The organism is Collinsella sp. AM31-2AC, from assembly GCF_003469285.1.
Taxonomy (GTDB): domain Bacteria; phylum Actinomycetota; class Coriobacteriia; order Coriobacteriales; family Coriobacteriaceae; genus Collinsella; species Collinsella aerofaciens_AT.
On sequence record NZ_QSJB01000007.1, the window covers coordinates 71,204 to 87,295 of the forward strand.

The 16,092-nt window shown below is 56.2% G+C and carries 26 protein-coding genes and 1 other RNA gene; 25 read left to right on the plus strand and 2 right to left on the minus strand.

Going from position 1 to position 16,092, the window contains the following annotated elements:
* Positions 1–5 precede the first annotated feature (5 nt).
* Positions 6–369: a transfer-messenger RNA gene (gene ssrA / locus DW796_RS04520) on the plus strand.
* Here ssrA and DW796_RS10415 read toward each other — a convergent pair.
* Positions 323–1,807: a recombinase family protein gene (locus DW796_RS10415; protein WP_158567688.1), complete on the minus strand. Its 1,485-nt coding sequence runs from the start codon at positions 1,805–1,807 to the stop codon at positions 323–325. The genes ssrA and DW796_RS10415 overlap by 47 nt on opposite strands.
* A 63-nt stretch (positions 1,808–1,870) precedes the next feature.
* Positions 1,871–2,197: a helix-turn-helix transcriptional regulator gene (locus DW796_RS04540; protein WP_118094396.1), complete on the minus strand. Its 327-nt coding sequence runs from the start codon at positions 2,195–2,197 to the stop codon at positions 1,871–1,873.
* A 237-nt stretch (positions 2,198–2,434) separates the two neighbouring features.
* Here DW796_RS04540 and DW796_RS04545 point away from each other — a divergent pair, with 237 nt between their 5' ends.
* The 24 genes from DW796_RS04545 (at position 2,435) to DW796_RS04655 (ending at position 16,086) form a co-directional block, all read left to right on the plus strand.
* Positions 2,435–2,659, plus strand: coding sequence for a helix-turn-helix domain-containing protein (locus DW796_RS04545; RefSeq protein WP_118094397.1), 225 nt, complete (start codon positions 2,435–2,437; stop codon positions 2,657–2,659).
* Between the two features lie 97 nt (positions 2,660–2,756).
* Positions 2,757–3,146, plus strand: coding sequence for a hypothetical protein (locus tag DW796_RS04550; protein ID WP_118094398.1), 390 nt, complete (start codon positions 2,757–2,759; stop codon positions 3,144–3,146).
* Positions 3,147–3,338: 192 nt separating this feature from the next.
* Positions 3,339–3,740: a hypothetical protein gene (locus DW796_RS04555; protein ID WP_118094399.1), complete on the plus strand. Its 402-nt coding sequence runs from the start codon at positions 3,339–3,341 to the stop codon at positions 3,738–3,740.
* Positions 3,730–3,999: a hypothetical protein gene (locus DW796_RS04560; protein ID WP_118094400.1), complete on the plus strand. Its 270-nt coding sequence runs from the start codon at positions 3,730–3,732 to the stop codon at positions 3,997–3,999. Before DW796_RS04555 ends, DW796_RS04560 begins: the two co-directional genes overlap by 11 nt.
* Before the next feature lie 34 nt (positions 4,000–4,033).
* Positions 4,034–4,234, plus strand: a complete 201-nt coding sequence (locus tag DW796_RS04565; protein ID WP_118094401.1) for a hypothetical protein — start codon at positions 4,034–4,036, stop codon at positions 4,232–4,234.
* Positions 4,218–4,664 (plus strand): Lin1244/Lin1753 domain-containing protein, encoded by a 447-nt coding sequence (locus DW796_RS04570; protein WP_118094402.1) that lies wholly within the window; start codon positions 4,218–4,220, stop codon positions 4,662–4,664. The genes DW796_RS04565 and DW796_RS04570 overlap by 17 nt, the downstream gene beginning before the upstream one ends.
* A gap of 478 nt (positions 4,665–5,142) precedes the next feature.
* Positions 5,143–5,784: a hypothetical protein gene (locus DW796_RS04575; RefSeq protein WP_118094403.1), complete on the plus strand. Its 642-nt coding sequence runs from the start codon at positions 5,143–5,145 to the stop codon at positions 5,782–5,784.
* 5 nt (positions 5,785–5,789) lie between these two features.
* Positions 5,790–6,113 carry a DUF3310 domain-containing protein gene (locus DW796_RS04580; RefSeq protein WP_118094404.1) on the plus strand — a complete coding sequence of 108 codons (324 nt, stop codon included), beginning with the start codon at positions 5,790–5,792 and terminating at the stop codon, positions 6,111–6,113.
* Positions 6,110–6,397, plus strand: coding sequence for a hypothetical protein (locus DW796_RS04585; protein WP_118094405.1), 288 nt, complete (start codon positions 6,110–6,112; stop codon positions 6,395–6,397). The genes DW796_RS04580 and DW796_RS04585 overlap by 4 nt, the downstream gene beginning before the upstream one ends.
* On the plus strand, positions 6,387–6,590 hold the full coding sequence (locus DW796_RS10375) for a hypothetical protein (RefSeq protein WP_147351014.1): 204 nt from the start codon (positions 6,387–6,389) through the stop codon (positions 6,588–6,590). Before DW796_RS04585 ends, DW796_RS10375 begins: the two co-directional genes overlap by 11 nt.
* Entirely contained in the window at positions 6,577–6,825 is a 249-nt protein-coding gene (locus DW796_RS04590) for a hypothetical protein (RefSeq protein ID WP_118094406.1), read from the plus strand. Before DW796_RS10375 ends, DW796_RS04590 begins: the two co-directional genes overlap by 14 nt.
* Positions 6,818–7,021, plus strand: coding sequence for a hypothetical protein (locus tag DW796_RS04595; RefSeq protein WP_118094407.1), 204 nt, complete (start codon positions 6,818–6,820; stop codon positions 7,019–7,021). Before DW796_RS04590 ends, DW796_RS04595 begins: the two co-directional genes overlap by 8 nt.
* Positions 7,011–8,195, plus strand: coding sequence for a site-specific integrase (locus DW796_RS04600; RefSeq protein WP_118094408.1), 1,185 nt, complete (start codon positions 7,011–7,013; stop codon positions 8,193–8,195). Before DW796_RS04595 ends, DW796_RS04600 begins: the two co-directional genes overlap by 11 nt.
* Positions 8,196–8,206: 11 nt before the next feature.
* Complete coding sequence (mihF, locus tag DW796_RS04605) at positions 8,207–8,650, plus strand: integration host factor, actinobacterial type (protein ID WP_147351015.1); 444 nt, start codon at positions 8,207–8,209, stop codon at positions 8,648–8,650.
* Positions 8,643–8,879 (plus strand): hypothetical protein, encoded by a 237-nt coding sequence (locus DW796_RS04610; RefSeq protein WP_158567689.1) that lies wholly within the window; start codon positions 8,643–8,645, stop codon positions 8,877–8,879. The genes mihF and DW796_RS04610 overlap by 8 nt, the downstream gene beginning before the upstream one ends.
* A complete protein-coding gene (locus DW796_RS04615) occupies positions 8,872–9,300 on the plus strand; it encodes a single-stranded DNA-binding protein (protein WP_118094411.1) in 429 nt (142 codons plus the stop codon). Before DW796_RS04610 ends, DW796_RS04615 begins: the two co-directional genes overlap by 8 nt.
* Before the next feature lie 8 nt (positions 9,301–9,308).
* On the plus strand, positions 9,309–9,746 hold the full coding sequence (gene dut, locus DW796_RS04620; protein WP_118094412.1) for a dUTP diphosphatase: 438 nt from the start codon (positions 9,309–9,311) through the stop codon (positions 9,744–9,746).
* 12 nt (positions 9,747–9,758) lie between these two features.
* Positions 9,759–10,205 carry a hypothetical protein gene (locus DW796_RS04625; protein WP_118094413.1) on the plus strand — a complete coding sequence of 149 codons (447 nt, stop codon included), beginning with the start codon at positions 9,759–9,761 and terminating at the stop codon, positions 10,203–10,205.
* A gap of 108 nt (positions 10,206–10,313) precedes the next feature.
* Positions 10,314–10,643 (plus strand): HNH endonuclease, encoded by a 330-nt coding sequence (locus DW796_RS04630; protein WP_118094414.1) that lies wholly within the window; start codon positions 10,314–10,316, stop codon positions 10,641–10,643.
* A gap of 189 nt (positions 10,644–10,832) precedes the next feature.
* Positions 10,833–11,225, plus strand: a complete 393-nt coding sequence (locus tag DW796_RS04635; protein ID WP_118094415.1) for a hypothetical protein — start codon at positions 10,833–10,835, stop codon at positions 11,223–11,225.
* Positions 11,203–12,945 (plus strand): terminase large subunit, encoded by a 1,743-nt coding sequence (locus DW796_RS04640; protein ID WP_118094416.1) that lies wholly within the window; start codon positions 11,203–11,205, stop codon positions 12,943–12,945. The genes DW796_RS04635 and DW796_RS04640 overlap by 23 nt, the downstream gene beginning before the upstream one ends.
* A 3-nt stretch (positions 12,946–12,948) precedes the next feature.
* Entirely contained in the window at positions 12,949–14,208 is a 1,260-nt protein-coding gene (locus tag DW796_RS04645; protein WP_147351016.1) for a phage portal protein, read from the plus strand.
* The gene (locus DW796_RS04650) at positions 14,177–14,830 is read left to right on the plus strand and encodes an HK97 family phage prohead protease (RefSeq protein WP_233539667.1); all 654 of its coding nucleotides are present in this window, start codon (positions 14,177–14,179) and stop codon (positions 14,828–14,830) included. Before DW796_RS04645 ends, DW796_RS04650 begins: the two co-directional genes overlap by 32 nt.
* 2 nt (positions 14,831–14,832) lie before the next feature.
* Positions 14,833–16,086: a phage major capsid protein gene (locus DW796_RS04655; protein ID WP_158567691.1), complete on the plus strand. Its 1,254-nt coding sequence runs from the start codon at positions 14,833–14,835 to the stop codon at positions 16,084–16,086.
* Positions 16,087–16,092 lie beyond the last annotated feature (6 nt).

Sequence of the window (16,092 nt, forward strand, 5' to 3'; positions counted from 1 at the left end):
CATTCGGGGGCGACTGGTTTCGACACGATAGCTCTGAGAGAGGAAGCAAGCCGAGGTCTCCTCGCCTCGTTAAACAGGGGTACCGTCAAATTGAATTGACAACAACTCTTCTTTTGAGCCTATGGCTCTCGCTGCTTAGTTTATAGCGGCGCGTCAACCCGGTGATTTCCCCGACACCGGCGCGACGTCATTTTAGGGGAATGCTCCTGCGCACGTAATCGGTATGGCGCAGGCTAAGACCGAACCGGTTAGGACGCCGCGAGCGTGTCGCTGCGCGCAAAGCGTCCGAGACAAAACCAGCGACTGAGCTTGGAGATGCCAATCAGAGGGCTTTCGTGGACCGGAGTTCGATTCTCCGCGCCTCCACCATTGGAACATTAGACGAACCCTTTTCGGGGTTCGTCTTTTTTTGTTTCGGCTGGAAGTCATCGCCCCAGTAGTCGAACGCAAAGTAAAGCTTGAGTTCTTCCCCGTCTACTTCAATGAGCCGCACGAACGTATCGATGATTTCGGCTGCATCTGGTTCCTGTGCGATGTGATCGAGCCAAGCGGCTATGTCTTCGCCAGACAGATGCGCACTTTCGCTAGCCTGAGCCTGCCGCAGATCAGCTTCTAAGGCCGCTTTCTGCTCACGCAGCATGTCTACGCGCTCTTTGCCGCCCGGCGGCGCTATGCCGTCCTCAATAGCCTGCCAGATACGCTCAAACGCCGCTTCTATGCGCTTTATCTCGCGCTCAATGCGCTTGCTCTCCGGCTCTTCCTTCTCTTCATTCATTTCATCGTAAAGAGCCATTGCGTCAACGATACGCTGGCGTACATCCGGCTTCTTGATTGTCTCGAGAACGGTGTCGAGCACGGCTTCTTCGACGGCATCACGCCTAAAGGTACGGCGGCATTTCTTGCACTTGTAGTAGTGGTAGACGCGTCCCGTTTTTGACGTGCCGCAGGTGCCAACGTAATACTGGCCGCACTCTGGGCACCACATCTTGCCAGACAGCGGGTAATCGTTGGTGTCGCGTGTTTTGTTGTGCTTGCGCCCGTTTGAACCCAAAATGCTGTTGATCATGTCCTGGTCTTCACGCGACCAAAGCGCAGGCATGCCGTCTTCGATTCGAACGCCTGCGTAATCGTAAACGCCGCAGTTCTGTTCGCGCCTGAGCAGCTTTGTTATCACGCCATGCGTCAACGGTTTGCCGCGCTTGCCGCGTTCAACTGCGACAGCACGCTTGATTTCGGCAACGGTCGATCCGGCAAAGAGCATGTTTTTCATACGGTGCATCACGGCAGCTTCACGTTCGTTGACCTCGTAATACCCGTTAACGATGTCCCAGCCGTAATGAGTGCGACCGTTCGCCATGCCGCGCTGGGCGTTCTTGTTGATTCCGTCTCGGATACGCTCGCTGTCGATTGCGCTTTCCCATTCGGCAAGTACCTCGAGCATGCCAAGGTTGAGCACGCGCGTTGAGCCTTCACCAAGGCTCTCACCGGCATAAAGTATTTCAACACCTGCTTTGCGCAACTTGATACGCGCGAGCGCCATTTCATCACGGTTACGCATAATGCGCGCGACCTTATAGATCACCACATAATCAAATATTCCGAGTTTTGCGTCTTTCATCATCCGCTGAAACTCTACGCGCTGCACGTCACGGCCTGTTTGCGCGTAATCGCTATATACGCGCACAACGTCAAGGCCGTGTTCATTGCAGTATTCTCGCGACTTTTCTACCTGAATATCGATTGATTCACTTCGCTGGTTATGCGAGCTGAAACGCGCATAGATAGCGGCACGTGTGCCCTTTGGCATGATAAAATCACCTTGCCTTTTGGTATTGCCCTGCGAGACTTTGGACGGTTGCGCGGGGCTTTTTTATTTCCTTTTTGATTCCGATGCTGCCGCCCTGGCGGTCATCGAAATGTTCTGCTGCCACTCTGGGGAGCTTTCGCGATAGTTATCTACTATTTCGCGCTCATCACTAGTGATCTGGCTATCTTCATTTTCTTCACCATCCCAACTCAATATCTCATTCGGCGAGCAGCCTAACGCCAAAGCTGCGTTCCAAACTTGTTCGGCGTTTGGGAATGATTCGCCACGTTCCCAAGATCCGACCGTGCGCATGGACACGCCAACGGCTTTCGCAAAGTCTGCTTGTGAAATGTGCAGCTTTTTACGTAATTCCTTTATGGCAAGCTTCATTTCACACCTCCTTTTTTAGCAACTATCTGCCGTGAATTCTATTCTATTGGACGAGAATAGGCAAATTATTTCTTATTTTCCTCTTGCAATAGGAAGAAACTCGCTTATACTGCAATGCGAGTTAGGAAGAAACCTTCCTAAAGCCGTATGTTTAACGGGTAAACCCGATAAACATACGGGTGCAAACCTTGACAAGCAAGGTTTGCAATTATCACTCAATGAAAGGAGGTGGACAGTATGAAGTTCAACAAAGAGGTCTTCGCCGCAAATCTTCGCGCTGCTCGCGCCAAGCTTGACATTACGCAGGACGAATTTGCTAGCCGTGTTGGCATCTCCAAAGATTCCGTCGTGAAGTACGAGAGCGGCGAAGGTTATATCCCCGGCGCTGACAAGATCATGGCTATCTGCGACGTTGCCGACATCAGCCCCAACGACTTGATGGGATGGAAGGAGGTTGCCTAATGGATGAAGTTATCCACGTCTTGACCCTCTGGTTATTCATTGCCTCTGCCGTTGCCTTCGGTGGGTGGCTCAGCAAGTAAGAAAGGAGGGGTTTCACATGTATGGAACCCAACAGCAAACCGTTGGTTTGCATAGTGGTTTTGACGGGCGGAAGCCACCGCAGGCTCGATACCGCGCAGGCGGCATTTTGTCGGCGCGTCAAGGCTATGATGCACGCCTGCGAAATGAAAGCGCCCGCGCCTGGCTGCAACCGGGCACGGGCTGTGTCAAAACCTTCACCGGGAATGACATCGAGAATTCTACACCACTAGCAATGGTTAAGCGGTGGTTTTGCGGCGCTATTGCCGTGCTAGCGGCAACGGGAATCCTGCCAATCGCCCTGGCTGGTGCCATTATCTGGCTTACCGAAGCATGCAACCTGCCTTGGCTACCGTTCGTCCTTGCCGGGCTTGAGCTTTGGGCAATCGTCCGATTGGTTGACCAATGAGGGGCTATCTCGACCGCGATGCGAACGGCTTCTGGGTCGCGCGGGTGATCATCGATGAAGCCCGCAGACCGGGCGTTAGCGGAGCCGGAGACGTTCGCGCGCGCCATGTGCTACCCGTGCCGCCATCGGCACCGCGAGAGGTCGCGGAAGTGGCTTTCAGGCGCTTTATGAGCCGCGAGGCAAGGAAGCGCCATGGACGTTGACGATTTCACGCAGCCGCTCGAATCCGTGATGCGGCAGGAACGGTTGGCGGTGTACCCGGTGCCGCTCAAGCTCAAAGACCGCCAAGAGCTGTTCGAGACGTGGTGCAAGCTCAATCCGAGGGCGCTGCGGCAGATCGAGCTCACGGCGCTCGCAATCGACCAGCGCGGCATCCGCGTGAGCACCAAGTACCTCATTGAGAAGCAGCGCTACGAGGGCAGCGTAAAGCTCGTAGGCGTGCCGTTCGTGGACGGTAACGGCACTGAGCACGTCTACGGCATTAACAATACGGATACGCCGCTCCTAGCTCGTTGGCTTCTCAAAAAGCATCCGCAGCTGAACATCAAGCTACGCAATTCAATCTATGACAAGGAGAACAATCATGAAGCGTAAGGACGCAATCAAGTTCCTCGATTCCGTTGCCAAGTACATCAGCAATACCGACGGCACCATTACGGTATTCAACTCCAAGAGCGGCGAGAGCATCAACCTTGATACCGATCTGGCTCTCTGCTTCATGTGGACACCCATCGTTGCCATGAAGGACGTGCTTGAGAGCGACAGGCTCGACGATATGACGCCTGGCATGTTCGTCTACCTGATGACCAAATCGGCGTGCAACGCATATGTGCAGCAGCTCCAAGAGCGCTGAGCAGCTGGCGCTTGACCTTTTTGGAGAGCAGCCGATGCCGACGCCCGGGCGATGCCAGTTCGAGCTTCATCTACTCGAACATGGACAGAAGCAAAAGAGCGCGTGCGGCTTTCGCGGAGCGACCGTCTGGACTAACTGCCGCGAGGTCGGCAAGTGCCTTTGGGACGGCTGGCACCAGCAGGGGACAAGCGATGGTCTGACGATGGGAGGTGAGGACGATGGCAGCGATTCCTAAAGACGTGCACGAGCAGGCGCAAGAGCCTATGGCATGGTTCCAGCACGACGCCAATGCGCAGCAGGACATCAAATGCCAACGGCTGCTCATGCGTCGCGGTAACGAGGGCTACGGAGCCTACTGGCGGCTGTGCGAGCTTCTGGCGAGCACCAAGCACCACTCAATCGCCGTGGACACCGACGAAGACTGGCTCATTCTCGCCGGCGCGATCGGCATGCGCTCGATGGGTGCCTTTGACGAGACGGTGAGCATCGCCGAGACGCGCGATTTCATCGACTGCCTGCTCGAGATCGGCTTGCTCGTTAGGGACGGAAAAGGTCACATCGAGAGCGAGAGGATGTGCAAAAACGCCCTTTATTTTGGCAAACAGCGCGTCAACGGAGCCAAGGGCGGCAGGCCGAAGAAGAAGCAGGAAAACCCGCAAGAATAGCAGGTCAGGGCATATGTTTGTGTTGTTGCGGATTGTAACCAGCGCGAAACCATCGGTTTTAGGCTGGGCTAAGCCTAACAATACATAACATAACAATACAGAAGCGGGTTTTTGGGTTTGGGTCTTTAGACCCTAACCCAAAGCCAAAAACCCGCACTTGCTTGTTATGTTGACATACAAGCAAGGTTCTTCTTTCTTGCTTCTTCTTTCTTTAGCGATTCGAATTTCGCGCGATTCCAGAGCCTGTTTTTGAGCGTTCAACAGTAGTTATCAACAGGTTTTCAACAAGTTTTCAACAATAGCAGAGTTTTCAACAAAGGAGCGTTGGCTATGCCTTACGGGAGCTATGTCAACAAAGTCCGAAAGCGCACGTGCCCTTACTGCGGCATCGAGCGGAATTTGGACTGGTTCATCAAGGACAGCGAAGCCTGCTGGAAGTGCAGGGAGACGAAGAAGAGCGAGAAGGAGGTGAAGAGAAATGACAGCATCGGTTGATCTCGAAGACCGCGCTTACGTCAAGCGTAGCCTTACGCAAGACGATCTCGTTTTTCTTAAAGAGCTACAGCATGAGCTGAACAGTCAGCCGACATTAGCAACGGCTGACCCACGTTTTTGGGCCATTCGAGACTACGAATACCGCGAAGCAACAGATGGTGATGACATCGAAGCCGTTGGGCTTTTTGAAGACGGCGAAGGCGAAATCATTAGCTTAGAGGAAGCGGTGTCGCGAGCCTACAAGGACGAGCTTGATCTTGGCGGCGAAGAGCACGCCAAAAAATGGCTTGAAGACAACTGGCTTGAGCTTGGCACGGACGGTTGCCTGTGGGCGCGTTACACGAATCTTGGCATCAGCATTTCTAAGGGTGTAATCAAGGATTACGCCGAGAACAACGCGCTGGGTTGCGTGTTCCTTACGAAGCTGTGGGCAATTGTCCCGGACACCATGTTTCTCACGCTTCGCGAAGCGGAAGAGCACCTTAAGGCCAATTCCCACCACTACTCGACAGAGGCGCATGTGTACTGCATGCACGCTTGGCGTTCACCAGAGGTCACGCAGCTGATAAAGCTGCTCCATACGGTCGATTTTGACGAGTTGGCGAAGCTGGTTTCAAAGGAGTGATTGCAATGAGCTCTTACGTTAAGCGTGTAGGTGATCTGACTGAGCCTGTTGAGCTCAGCGCCTCGCAGATTGCCGAGAAGATGACCTCGACGGTCGATACGGGGTTCGACCCTGTGACCAAGCCTGCGCATTACGCGGGGCATACCGGCATTGAGTGCAAGCAGGCAATGGAATCGATGCTTGGCACCGATGAATACGTGTCCTATATGCAGGGATGCGCCTTCAAGTACCTGTGGCGCTGGAAATCCAAGAACGGCATCGAAGACCTCAAGAAGGCGCATGAGTGCATCGAGAACATGCTTGAAGCACTGGAAGGCGGCGCGTCATGAGCGGTGGTGACTTCTACGCCGCGCCCAAAATCGTCACTGTCCGCAAGGCGCATAAGTGCGCGTACTGCGGCGAGACGATTCCGGCGGGGACGCGTGGCGTGCTCATGGAAAGCGGCCTTTGGGTGGGTCTGTTCTGGAAGCGCTACGCATGCCCGCGCTGCCAGCCGTATGTCAGCGAGTTCTGGGGCTGGCAGGGATGTGAAAGCGAATCCATCGAATTGGACTTCGACGAGTTCATGCGGGAACACCACCGAGACGAGTGGGTGACCGACGATGACGATTAGGAGCGATCGCAAGACCCTTGAGAACCTGTGCGCCGTATCGCAGGACATTAGCAGGCGCATTGCGACCTGCGAGAAGCGCGGACACGAGGGTGCGCGGGTCGATTACGACGATCTTATTTGCTGGTGCGATTGCGTCACCGACGCAATCGAAGTGATTCACCGAAATTTGGAGGAAAGCAATGAAAGAGTTTAAGACCGAGGAAGAGTATGAAGAGGCATCGTCGATGCTGGTTGGGTGCGCCCTGCTGATCGTCCCGTTTGCGATGCTGGTTGCCAGTATCGCCATTGGCTTCATCTTCGGAGCTGGATATGGGTTCCTGGCCTTCTCCTGCTTCCTGCTGATCGTGTGCATCTACTTTATTTACGCGGCAAAGCTCAGCATGCACAAGGCGAAGAAGGCGGCTGAAAAGGAGCGGGACGATGATTAAGGTTTCCGGCTGCTGCGACGGGTGCGGGAAGGAAGCCGACTGCACCAACATTAACGAATTCGCAAGGGTGCACGCCTATGACAAGGGCAAGCTGGTCGAGTTCGACATTTGCAAGAACTGCGTTCACGAGATTCGCGACATGTCGGGTAGCGTTATCGACGTCGTACGTGAATTGAAGCGCCGCCATGGACGTTGAGGTCAAGCGCGACCCAAAGGGCGTGTGGTACGCGCAGCCGTACCTTGGCAAGGCACCGGACGGGCGGCAGATACGGCCACGACGCAGCTTCCCGGATGCCAGGACGCGCGATGAAGCGCAGGCTTTGGCTGATGCCTGGGCTTCGCACCTGACCCTTGACGGCAAGGTCAAGAGCACGCTCATAGTCGACCTGCTTTGGGAGTATATCGAGCAGCGGAAGATTAAGGGCGCAGCCATTAACACCGTGAAGAGGTGGACGTTTTTCACACGAACCTACGTGGGCAAGTACCTTAAAGGCAAAGTCGCTCGCGACCTTACCGCTATCGAGCTGAACGACTTCGAGACGCGGCTTGGCGTGAGTAAGAAGAACGGCGGTCAAGGTCTTTCGCGCAACACGATTATCAGCGTTCACCACTTTTTGCGCGGCGCATACAACTTCTGGGTGCGCATCGGCATCTGCGAGAACAACCCAATGCTCATGGTCACAAAGCCGCCAGAGGAACGCCATGAGGCCGTGAGCATCGACGAATGGGATTACAGGGCACTCGATGCCATGGTTTCCGAAAAGCTCGACCTTGAGATGCCCGAGAAGCGCTTCATGCGCCAATCAGCCTATGCTTTCGCGGCTTGGCTCGCACTGCATACGGGGATGCGCGTCGGCGAGGTGTGTGCCGTGAGGCGCCGCGACCTCCACAAGGCGCAGGGGTTCATCCTCGTGAGCGGAACGGTCATCGAGGTTCCGGGCGGTGGCGTTATCCGATCCAACGTGACCAAGAACAAGAAGACGCGGCCTGTGGCGTTAATCGACGAAGAGTGGGAGCAGATAAAAGCCTATCTCGCGCAACAGGATTCGATTTCAGACGCTTTCACGCCCGATTCGCCACTGGTGAGCGTAGACGGCTCTTACATGCGCCCCACGACCGTCTCAAAGGCTTTCAGCCGCGTTCGCGACCGTGCGGGCATGCCTAAGGCGTACGTGTTCCACTCGTTGCGCCATACGCACGCCACGTGGTGCCTTGCGAACGGCGTTGACCTCAAGACGCTCGCAGATCGATTGGGACACTCGAACGAAGCGACCACGCTGAAGCTCTACGCGCACCTTCTGCCGGGGCGCGACCAGGCTGCGGCTCAGGCGTTCAACAGCTTCGCCAAGAAGCTTGAGGACGGAGTGTAAATGGTGTGTAAATGGCAAGACCTCAGCCATTTGCTGCACGACACGAAAACGAGAGGTCAGAAAGCAAAACCGATGGTTTGGGAACGGTTAGCCGCCGTATTCCAAGTAAGAATCAGGAGATACCGAAAATGGTGACTATTATGACCGGCGATGAGCGCCGCAGGGCTCTTGACAGAGCGCTTGAGATTCGCAGGCAGCGCTCAGACATTCGCCAACATCTCAAAACTGGGGCGCTGGGCATTGATGGGTTTCTTGAGCTGGCAGACCGCAACTATCAGGCCGCAGCTGATATGCGCGTCGAGTATCTGATTAGGTCGATGCCTGGTTATGCCAAGAAACGTACACAGCAGCTTATGAAGAGCCTGCACATCAGCGCGGGCAGGCGTGTGCGAGGATTGGGGCACGTCCAGCGCGAGGGACTTATCAAGGCTCTTGGGGGTGGATGCCGTGAGTAGGTCGAGTGAGCAGGCACGCCGCCGAATCAAGAGGCTGAGTGTGCTTGTAGCGGTGCTCATGGCGTTGTTGGGCTGCATCATCGTCTTTCTCTGTTTTTGTCTTATGGAACTGTTCATAAGCATCATCACTGGTTGCCTGTTCTCGTGGGTCTTCCCGTCGCTCGCGACCGCGATGGTGATCCTGACCTATATCGCACTTGCAATCGTGAGGGGTGGTAGCTGTGAGTGACAGCCTTAACAGCGTCACCTTGAGTGGCAACCTTGGGCAAGACGCAGAGGTTAGGTACACCAACAGCGGCCTTGCGGTAACGAGCTTTTCGCTAGCTGTGAACAAGAGTCGCAAGCAGCAGGACGGCAGCTATAAGGACGTGACCAGCTGGGTCGACTGCGTGATGTACGGCAAGCGCGGAGAAGCGATGTTTAACAACGGGCTTCTGATGAAAGGCGCACGCCTAGCCATCCTTGGGCACCTGCACCAGAACGTGTGGGAGAAGGACGGCAAGTGCTACCGCAAGCTCGAGGTCATCGTTGACAACGTAGCGATCATGACCTCGCAGCGACAGTCACAGCAGCCGACGGCGGCACCGCAGGCGGCAGCGCCCCAGGCTGCGGCCTACCCAGATTTGTACGACGAAGACATTCCCTTTTAGGAGCTGACATGTACGGACGAAAGATGAACGTTTGCCTGGCTGACGGAACAGCCATGCCGACATACGCGCACGATGGCGATGCAGGCTTCGACCTTTGCATCGCCGAGGATGTAAGGCTTGAGCCAAACGCGAGCGCGGTCTGCGGACTTGGCTTTGCCTGCGAGATTCCGAGCGGCTGTGTCGGTTTGGTCATCCCGAGCTCCGGCCTTGGCGCTCACTACGGCGTGACTCTGCGCAACGGCGTGGGTGTCATCGACAGCGGATACCTTGGCGCGGTGTACGCACCGCTGGTCAATCTCAGCTGCGACACCGTGTTTCTTCCCAAGGGTACGCGCGTGTGCCAGATGGTCGTTGTCCCGTTCGTGCCGTGCGATCTTGTCGGGGTCGATAGCCTGACCGACACCGAGCGCGGTACCGACGGCTTCGGCTCTACGGGTGTCGACTAGGGTTGATGCTTTGTGGATGCCAAGGAATACTTCGAGCGCATTCGTGACGAGGTGGCTAGCATCGAACATGCAAAGGAGATGCTAGCCCGCCTTAAGGCTCGCGAAGGAGCCAAGGCGCAGAGTTACAGCGCAGGCGGCGGCGGTGGCGGCTCAGACCCTATGGATGCGATTAACGGGCGTATCGACTTTGAGGGGAGGTTGGAAAGGAGGATCGCGGATAGCCAAGCCGAGGTGGACGAAGCGTGCGTGCTGCTCTACGGTGCTGACAATCGCGGCGGCTTGGCTAAACTCAAGGGCAACCGCTACGCCGACGCGCTGTGCATGGCTTATCTCCAAGCGATGCAATGGGACGAGATTGCCGATGTGATGCAGTGCTCGCGCCAATGGTGCAGGGAGCTTTGTAACACTGGGTTCCGCTATATCGACGAGGTGGGCTTTGCTGCGCTCAAAGATATTTGAGATTGGTACTTGTCATCACTTTTCGGTTTGCGTTATATTTCGGTACGGTGGATTATCAGAAAGGGACACGGCCTTTGGTCGCGTCCCTTTTTTGTTGGAGGTCGCGCAATGGCTAAGGGCTTCTCATACCGCTTCTACCATTCGCGCGATTGGGAACAGGCGCGAGAGCTTGCATTGCAGCGCGACGCCTATCTTTGCCAGCACTGCCTTAAGGCTGGCATCGCAACACCGGCAACGATGGTGCATCACATCATCGAGCTAACACCATCGAACATCAGCGATCCGAACATAGCGACCGACACTCGCAACCTTGTAAGCCTGTGCGACCTTTGCCACAAGAAGGTGCACGGCTGGGCAAGGCAGGGCAGCACAAGGCAAGGGCTGCGCTTTGACGAGGACGGCAACTTGATTTCGCTGACAGACGAAAACACAGACTGAGCACAAGCGCACAGTCAAACAAAACGACAGACAAAACAGCAGGTCACAGCTTCGAGCTATCCCCCCGGCCTAAAATCAAGGCACCCAGCATAGGGCACCAACGCCGGAAGATAGATTTATGCGCGTGACGGGTTTCAGAACGGGGGTGGTCTTGTGGGAACGCGAAAAGTGTGCGAAAGTAACGACCTTTTGCCCAAAGCCACGGAAAGTCCCCCGAAGAAGCGAACCGCTTCCATCGAGAGCCGCTACCAAAGTGAGCTGAAAAAGCTACAACGGCTCACCAAGGACGCGATACCGGACGAGAAGCGAAGCGCCGTGCTTCCGCTGATGTCGAACATCGCGTTTCTGAAGGTGAAGCTTGACGAAGCCCGCCGCGAGCTGATGCACGAGAGCATCTTCACCGAATATGACAACGGCGGCGGTCAATCCGGCGTGCGCGAGCACCCGGGGTTCTCCGCTTACAACAAGCTATTCACCACGTTCTCGCGCGGCATCAAGCAGCTCACCGACATGATGCCGTCCGGCAGCACCGCAGGCGATGCGCTCATTGACTACATCAATGAAACGCGCTTCGGCGGCTAAGAAGAAACGAAGCAGCGCGGGTCGCTGCGAGCAGGCGATACGAAGCTACTTCGGTGGCATCCTCAACGGTGAGATCACCGCTTGCGAGAAGATGCATCAGGTCGCGGAGCGCGTGTTGCGCGACCTTGATAACGCCGACCCGCTCTATCCGTACCATTTCCGCGAGGAATTTGCGGCGAAGCACGTTAACTTTATCGAGACGTTTTGCCGACTTCCGAGCGGTAAGCTTGGGCGCAAGTTCAAGCTTGAGCTTTTCCAGCTGGCGATTCTCTCCGTTATCTTCGGGTTCGTGGATGCCGAGGGGCTGCGACAATACCGCGAAGTGCTCTGGATCATGGGGCGCAAGAACGGCAAGACCGCACTTGGGTCTGCAATCGAGAACGACTTGCTCGTAAACGATGATGAGGGCGCACCTGAGATCTACAACGTCGCTACGGCTCACGACCAGGCGGCGAAGGGCTTTGCCAATGCCTGGCGCATGGTGATGACATCGCCGGCGCTGGCAAAGCACGTGCGCAAGCGCGTGAGCGACCTTTACTGCGACCTCAACATGGGGACGATCAAGGCGCTTTCCGCCAACACGAATCACCTTGACGGCTTGGACATCTCAGGCGCTATCGTTGACGAGCTTGCCGCCATGCGAAACCGCGACCTTTACGACCTGACCATTCAGGGCACATCCGCTCGCAGACAGCCGCTGGTTTTGGAGATCACGACCAACGGTTTCGTTCGCGGAGGCATCTTCGATGCCCAGTACGAATACGCCGCCAAATGGCTGAGCGGCGAAGCGTCCGGCGAGAAAGCTGAGCATTTCATCGCTTTCATCTTCGAGCTTGACGAGCGCGAGGAATGGAAAGACGAGAAGTGTTGGATCAAAGCCAATCCGGGTCTTGGAACCATCAAGTCAATCAACGCATTGCGACAAAACGTCTCGAAGGCGAAAGACGACCCGACGTTTTTACCGACGTTGCTTGTGAAGGATTTCAACCTCATTGAAAACCAGTCGCAAGCATGGCTCACGTGGTCTGAAATCCATAACGAGAAAACTTTCGACCCGTCAGACGGGTCTTTTTCTTATGCAGTGCTGGGCGTTGACGCTTCCGATACCACCGACCTGACGGCGGCGTGTCTGCTGATGATGCGCCCGAATGACGAGCATATATACGCAATGCACATGGCATGGATCCCGCTCCGCGCTTTGGAGCAGGCCGAAGCCGAGGGGCGGCGCGGTGGTCGAGACGGCGTGCCATACGATGCCTGGATTGCCCGCGGCCTGCTCAGGACGTCGGCAACGCCAATCATCGACAAGCGCGACGTTCTGGATTGGGTCACTGAGGTTCAGGAGAAGTACGGAATCTATTCGGTTGCATGCGGATACGACCCTTGGCACATGCGAGACGTACCGACCGTCGAAGCCTACGAGGGATATTTCGGAGCCGACAACTTCAAGAAGGTCATCCAAGGCGCTCAGACGCTGTCGATGCCGATGAAGGAGCTTCGCGCCCTCTACAAGGAAAACCGCATCGTGGACAACCAGAACCCAATTGCGGAATGGTGCCGCTCCAACGTGATGATCCGCAACGACGCGAACGGCAACATCGCGCCCGACAAGAAAAACCAAGACCCGCGCAACCGCATCGACGCTTGGGCGGCTGAGTGCGACGCGTTCGTGGTGCTCAAAGACATGATGGACGATTACCAAAGCATGATTGGAGGTTAAAACGTGCGAAAACCAAAGCTTTTCCGCTCGATGTTCGATGCCGTGTTCCATAAGCCGATCATGCAGGCGGTCGATGGCTACTTCCAGACGTTCACGGCCTACGCGCCGCGCTTCACGTCGTGGAGCGGCGGCATCTATGAAGCCGAGCTTACACGCTCCATCATCGAGCGAAACGCCGACCACGCTTCAAAGCTGCGGCCTGAGATTTCTGGCACCGCGCAACCGCAATGGACGCGCTCTTTGCAGTGGCAACCGAATCCATGGATGACAACGCCGCAATTCCTGCACCGCATATCGACGATGCTTGACGTTTGCGACACCTGCTTGATCGTTCCCGTCGATGGCGGGGACGGCATCACGTCCGTTGGTTACTATCCCGTGCTGCCGAGCCAGTGTGAAGCCTATGACGTCGACGGCGCTTTGTGGCTTGAGCTTCGCTTTCCCGGCGGCGATAAGACGCTTATTGAGTGGTCGCGCATCGGAGTTATGACGCGGCATCAATTCAAGAGCGACCTATTCGGCGATGGCACAAACGTCCTTAATCCAACGCTTGATTTGATTCACGCTCAGGAAGAAGCCGAGAAAACGGCTATCGAGCAAGGCGCGGCGGTGCGCTTTATCGGCAAGCTTTCGCAAAACCGAAACCCTGAAGACACGAAGAAATCCACAGAAGCTTTCAATAAGCAGCTGGGGGCTTCTAACGCTGGCGGAATCGTCGTTTACGACAACAAATATCAAGAAGTCAAGCAGATCGAGCCGCAGAGCTACACGGTCGATGCCGCGCAAATGGAACGCATCGAAAAAGCGGCCTATCGATTCTTCGGTAGCAATGAAGACGTCGTTATGAACAAGGCCGACGAGGACACGTACAACGCGTTTTACGAGGGGCGTACCGAGGTCTTCGCCATCCAGCTCGGGTACGTGCTCACGGCGATGACGTTCACGCCGAACGAGATCGCCCACGGCAACTCGATTATGTTCAGCGCGAACCGCCTTGAGTTCGCGAGCAATCAAACGAAGCTCAACGTCTCCACGGCGCTGTTCGACCGAGGGATTTGGTGCGGCAACCAAGTTGCCGAGGTCTTCCAATCGCCGAGCTATCCGGGCGGCGAACGTCACGTGATACGCGGCGAGTATATCGATCTCGATTTGATCAGCCAGCACACGTCCGAGCAGGCGGCGGCTGCCGCCCAGACCAACGCGAACGTTGCCGCAATCGACGGTAAGAAAGATGGTGGTGAAGATGCCAGCAAAACCGAATGAGCGCCAATACCGCGCCATGCCGGTCATGGTGCGTGCTCTTGGCGCTGATGACGGGAAGCGCGAGAAGCGTTTCGATACCGAGTATTACGTCGAGGGATACGCTTCGACATTCAATGACCCTTACGTGCTTTTTGAGGACTACGACGGAAACGAGTACCGCGAGATCATCGCGCCAACGGCTTTCGTCGATGCGGACATGAGCGACGTAATCATGCAGTTCGACCATTCCGGTAAGGTGCTTGCGCGAATGAGCAACGGGACGCTGATTATCGAGCCTGACGAACACGGGCTGTTCGTCGCTGCTGACCTGTCGGGTTCGCAGGCGGCACGCGACCTTTACGAAGAGATTACCAACGGGCTTATTACTCGCATGTCGTGGGCTTTCATGATTGCGGCAGACGAGTACGACCGCGAAACCCGGACAACGACTATCACCCGCGTTAAGAAGGTCTACGACGTGAGCGCCGTGAGCCTGCCGGCAGACCCGAACACGGAGATTAGTGCAAGAAACCTGCTCAGCGGAGTGATTGAGCAGTCGCGCAAGGAGTTTGCGCGAAGGAAGGGCGCGTTGCTTCGCGCCAAAGCATGTGTAGCAATCATCAACGCGAAGAAAGGCATGTAGCTATGAATTTGCAGGCACTTATTGACGAGCTTCAAGCTCTTATCGACAAGTATGATGCCGATACCGATCCGACTGAAGAGGATGCGGCACGCATGGCCGAGCTGACCGACGAGATCAACCAGCGCCGTGCCGCTGGCGAGCAGGCGGCACAGACCCGCGCCGCAGCCGTCGCGAACGCCCGTGCCGCCATCGACGCAGGCCGCGCACAGCGCGTGGATTCCGTGCCGCTGGCGCGCTCCTCCAACGTCGCCGGCGCTTCCGGCGCTGTCTACGATGTGACCGACTATGACGCAGCCGAGCGCCGCGCGTGGGTCAAGGGTCTTGCCGAGCGTTCCGGCATCCAGCTTGTCGGCGGCACCGCGCTTACCGATGCCGAGCGTGCCGCCCAGCGACACGCAATCGAGCAGCGAGAAGAGTTCACCATCACCACGGCCAACACCGGATCCCTCGTTCCCGTTGCCGTGCAGAACGAGATCATTTCCCTTATCGACAACACCGCGGTTTTCTTCGGTGACATCAGCCGAACGAACATGTCCGGTCAGGTCGAGTTCCCGCGTCACAAGTCTATTACCGCAGGCGACGCGGCCAAGACAAAAGAGGGCGAAGCGCCCACCGACGTCGAGGAGAATGATTTCGACAACGTTCCGCTTGTGGGTGAGGAGATCAAGAAGACTGTCGAGATGTCCCGCAAGATGGCAACGCAGTCTCTTTCCGGCTTCGAGCAGTACATCATTACCGAGGTCTCCGCGCGTCTTTCCGTCGCGTGCAACGCCTTTGCCCACGAGAAGCTTGGCGATGCCAAATACGGCATGGCGGCGGCGAACAAGATTCAGACCGCAGCGGCAAAGAGCCTTACCAAGGCCGATATGGTTAAGATGCTCAGCCTGCTTCGCACCTACGGCAACGCCGCCGCAAAGGGAATCATCATTTACGCCAACAACAGCACCATCTGGAATCAGATTGCCATGATCGAGGACACGACTGGCCGTTCTTACTTCGTCAATGAAGCGACCGATGACCCGACCATTCAGGGTCGCATCTTCGGCAAGGTGGTCAAGCAGGACGATTCCATTGCCGATGGCGTTATCAAGGCCGGCTTCCCCGACCTCTTCAAGGGCAATATCTTTGATGGCCCCGATGTGACGCCTTACGTCCAGCCTCGCACCCAGAAGCGCTGCTTCGACGGTTATGTTCTGTTTGACGGCGTGCTTGCCGTGCCGGAAGCGTTCGCACAGCTCACTATCAAGCAGGCTTAAGGGGGT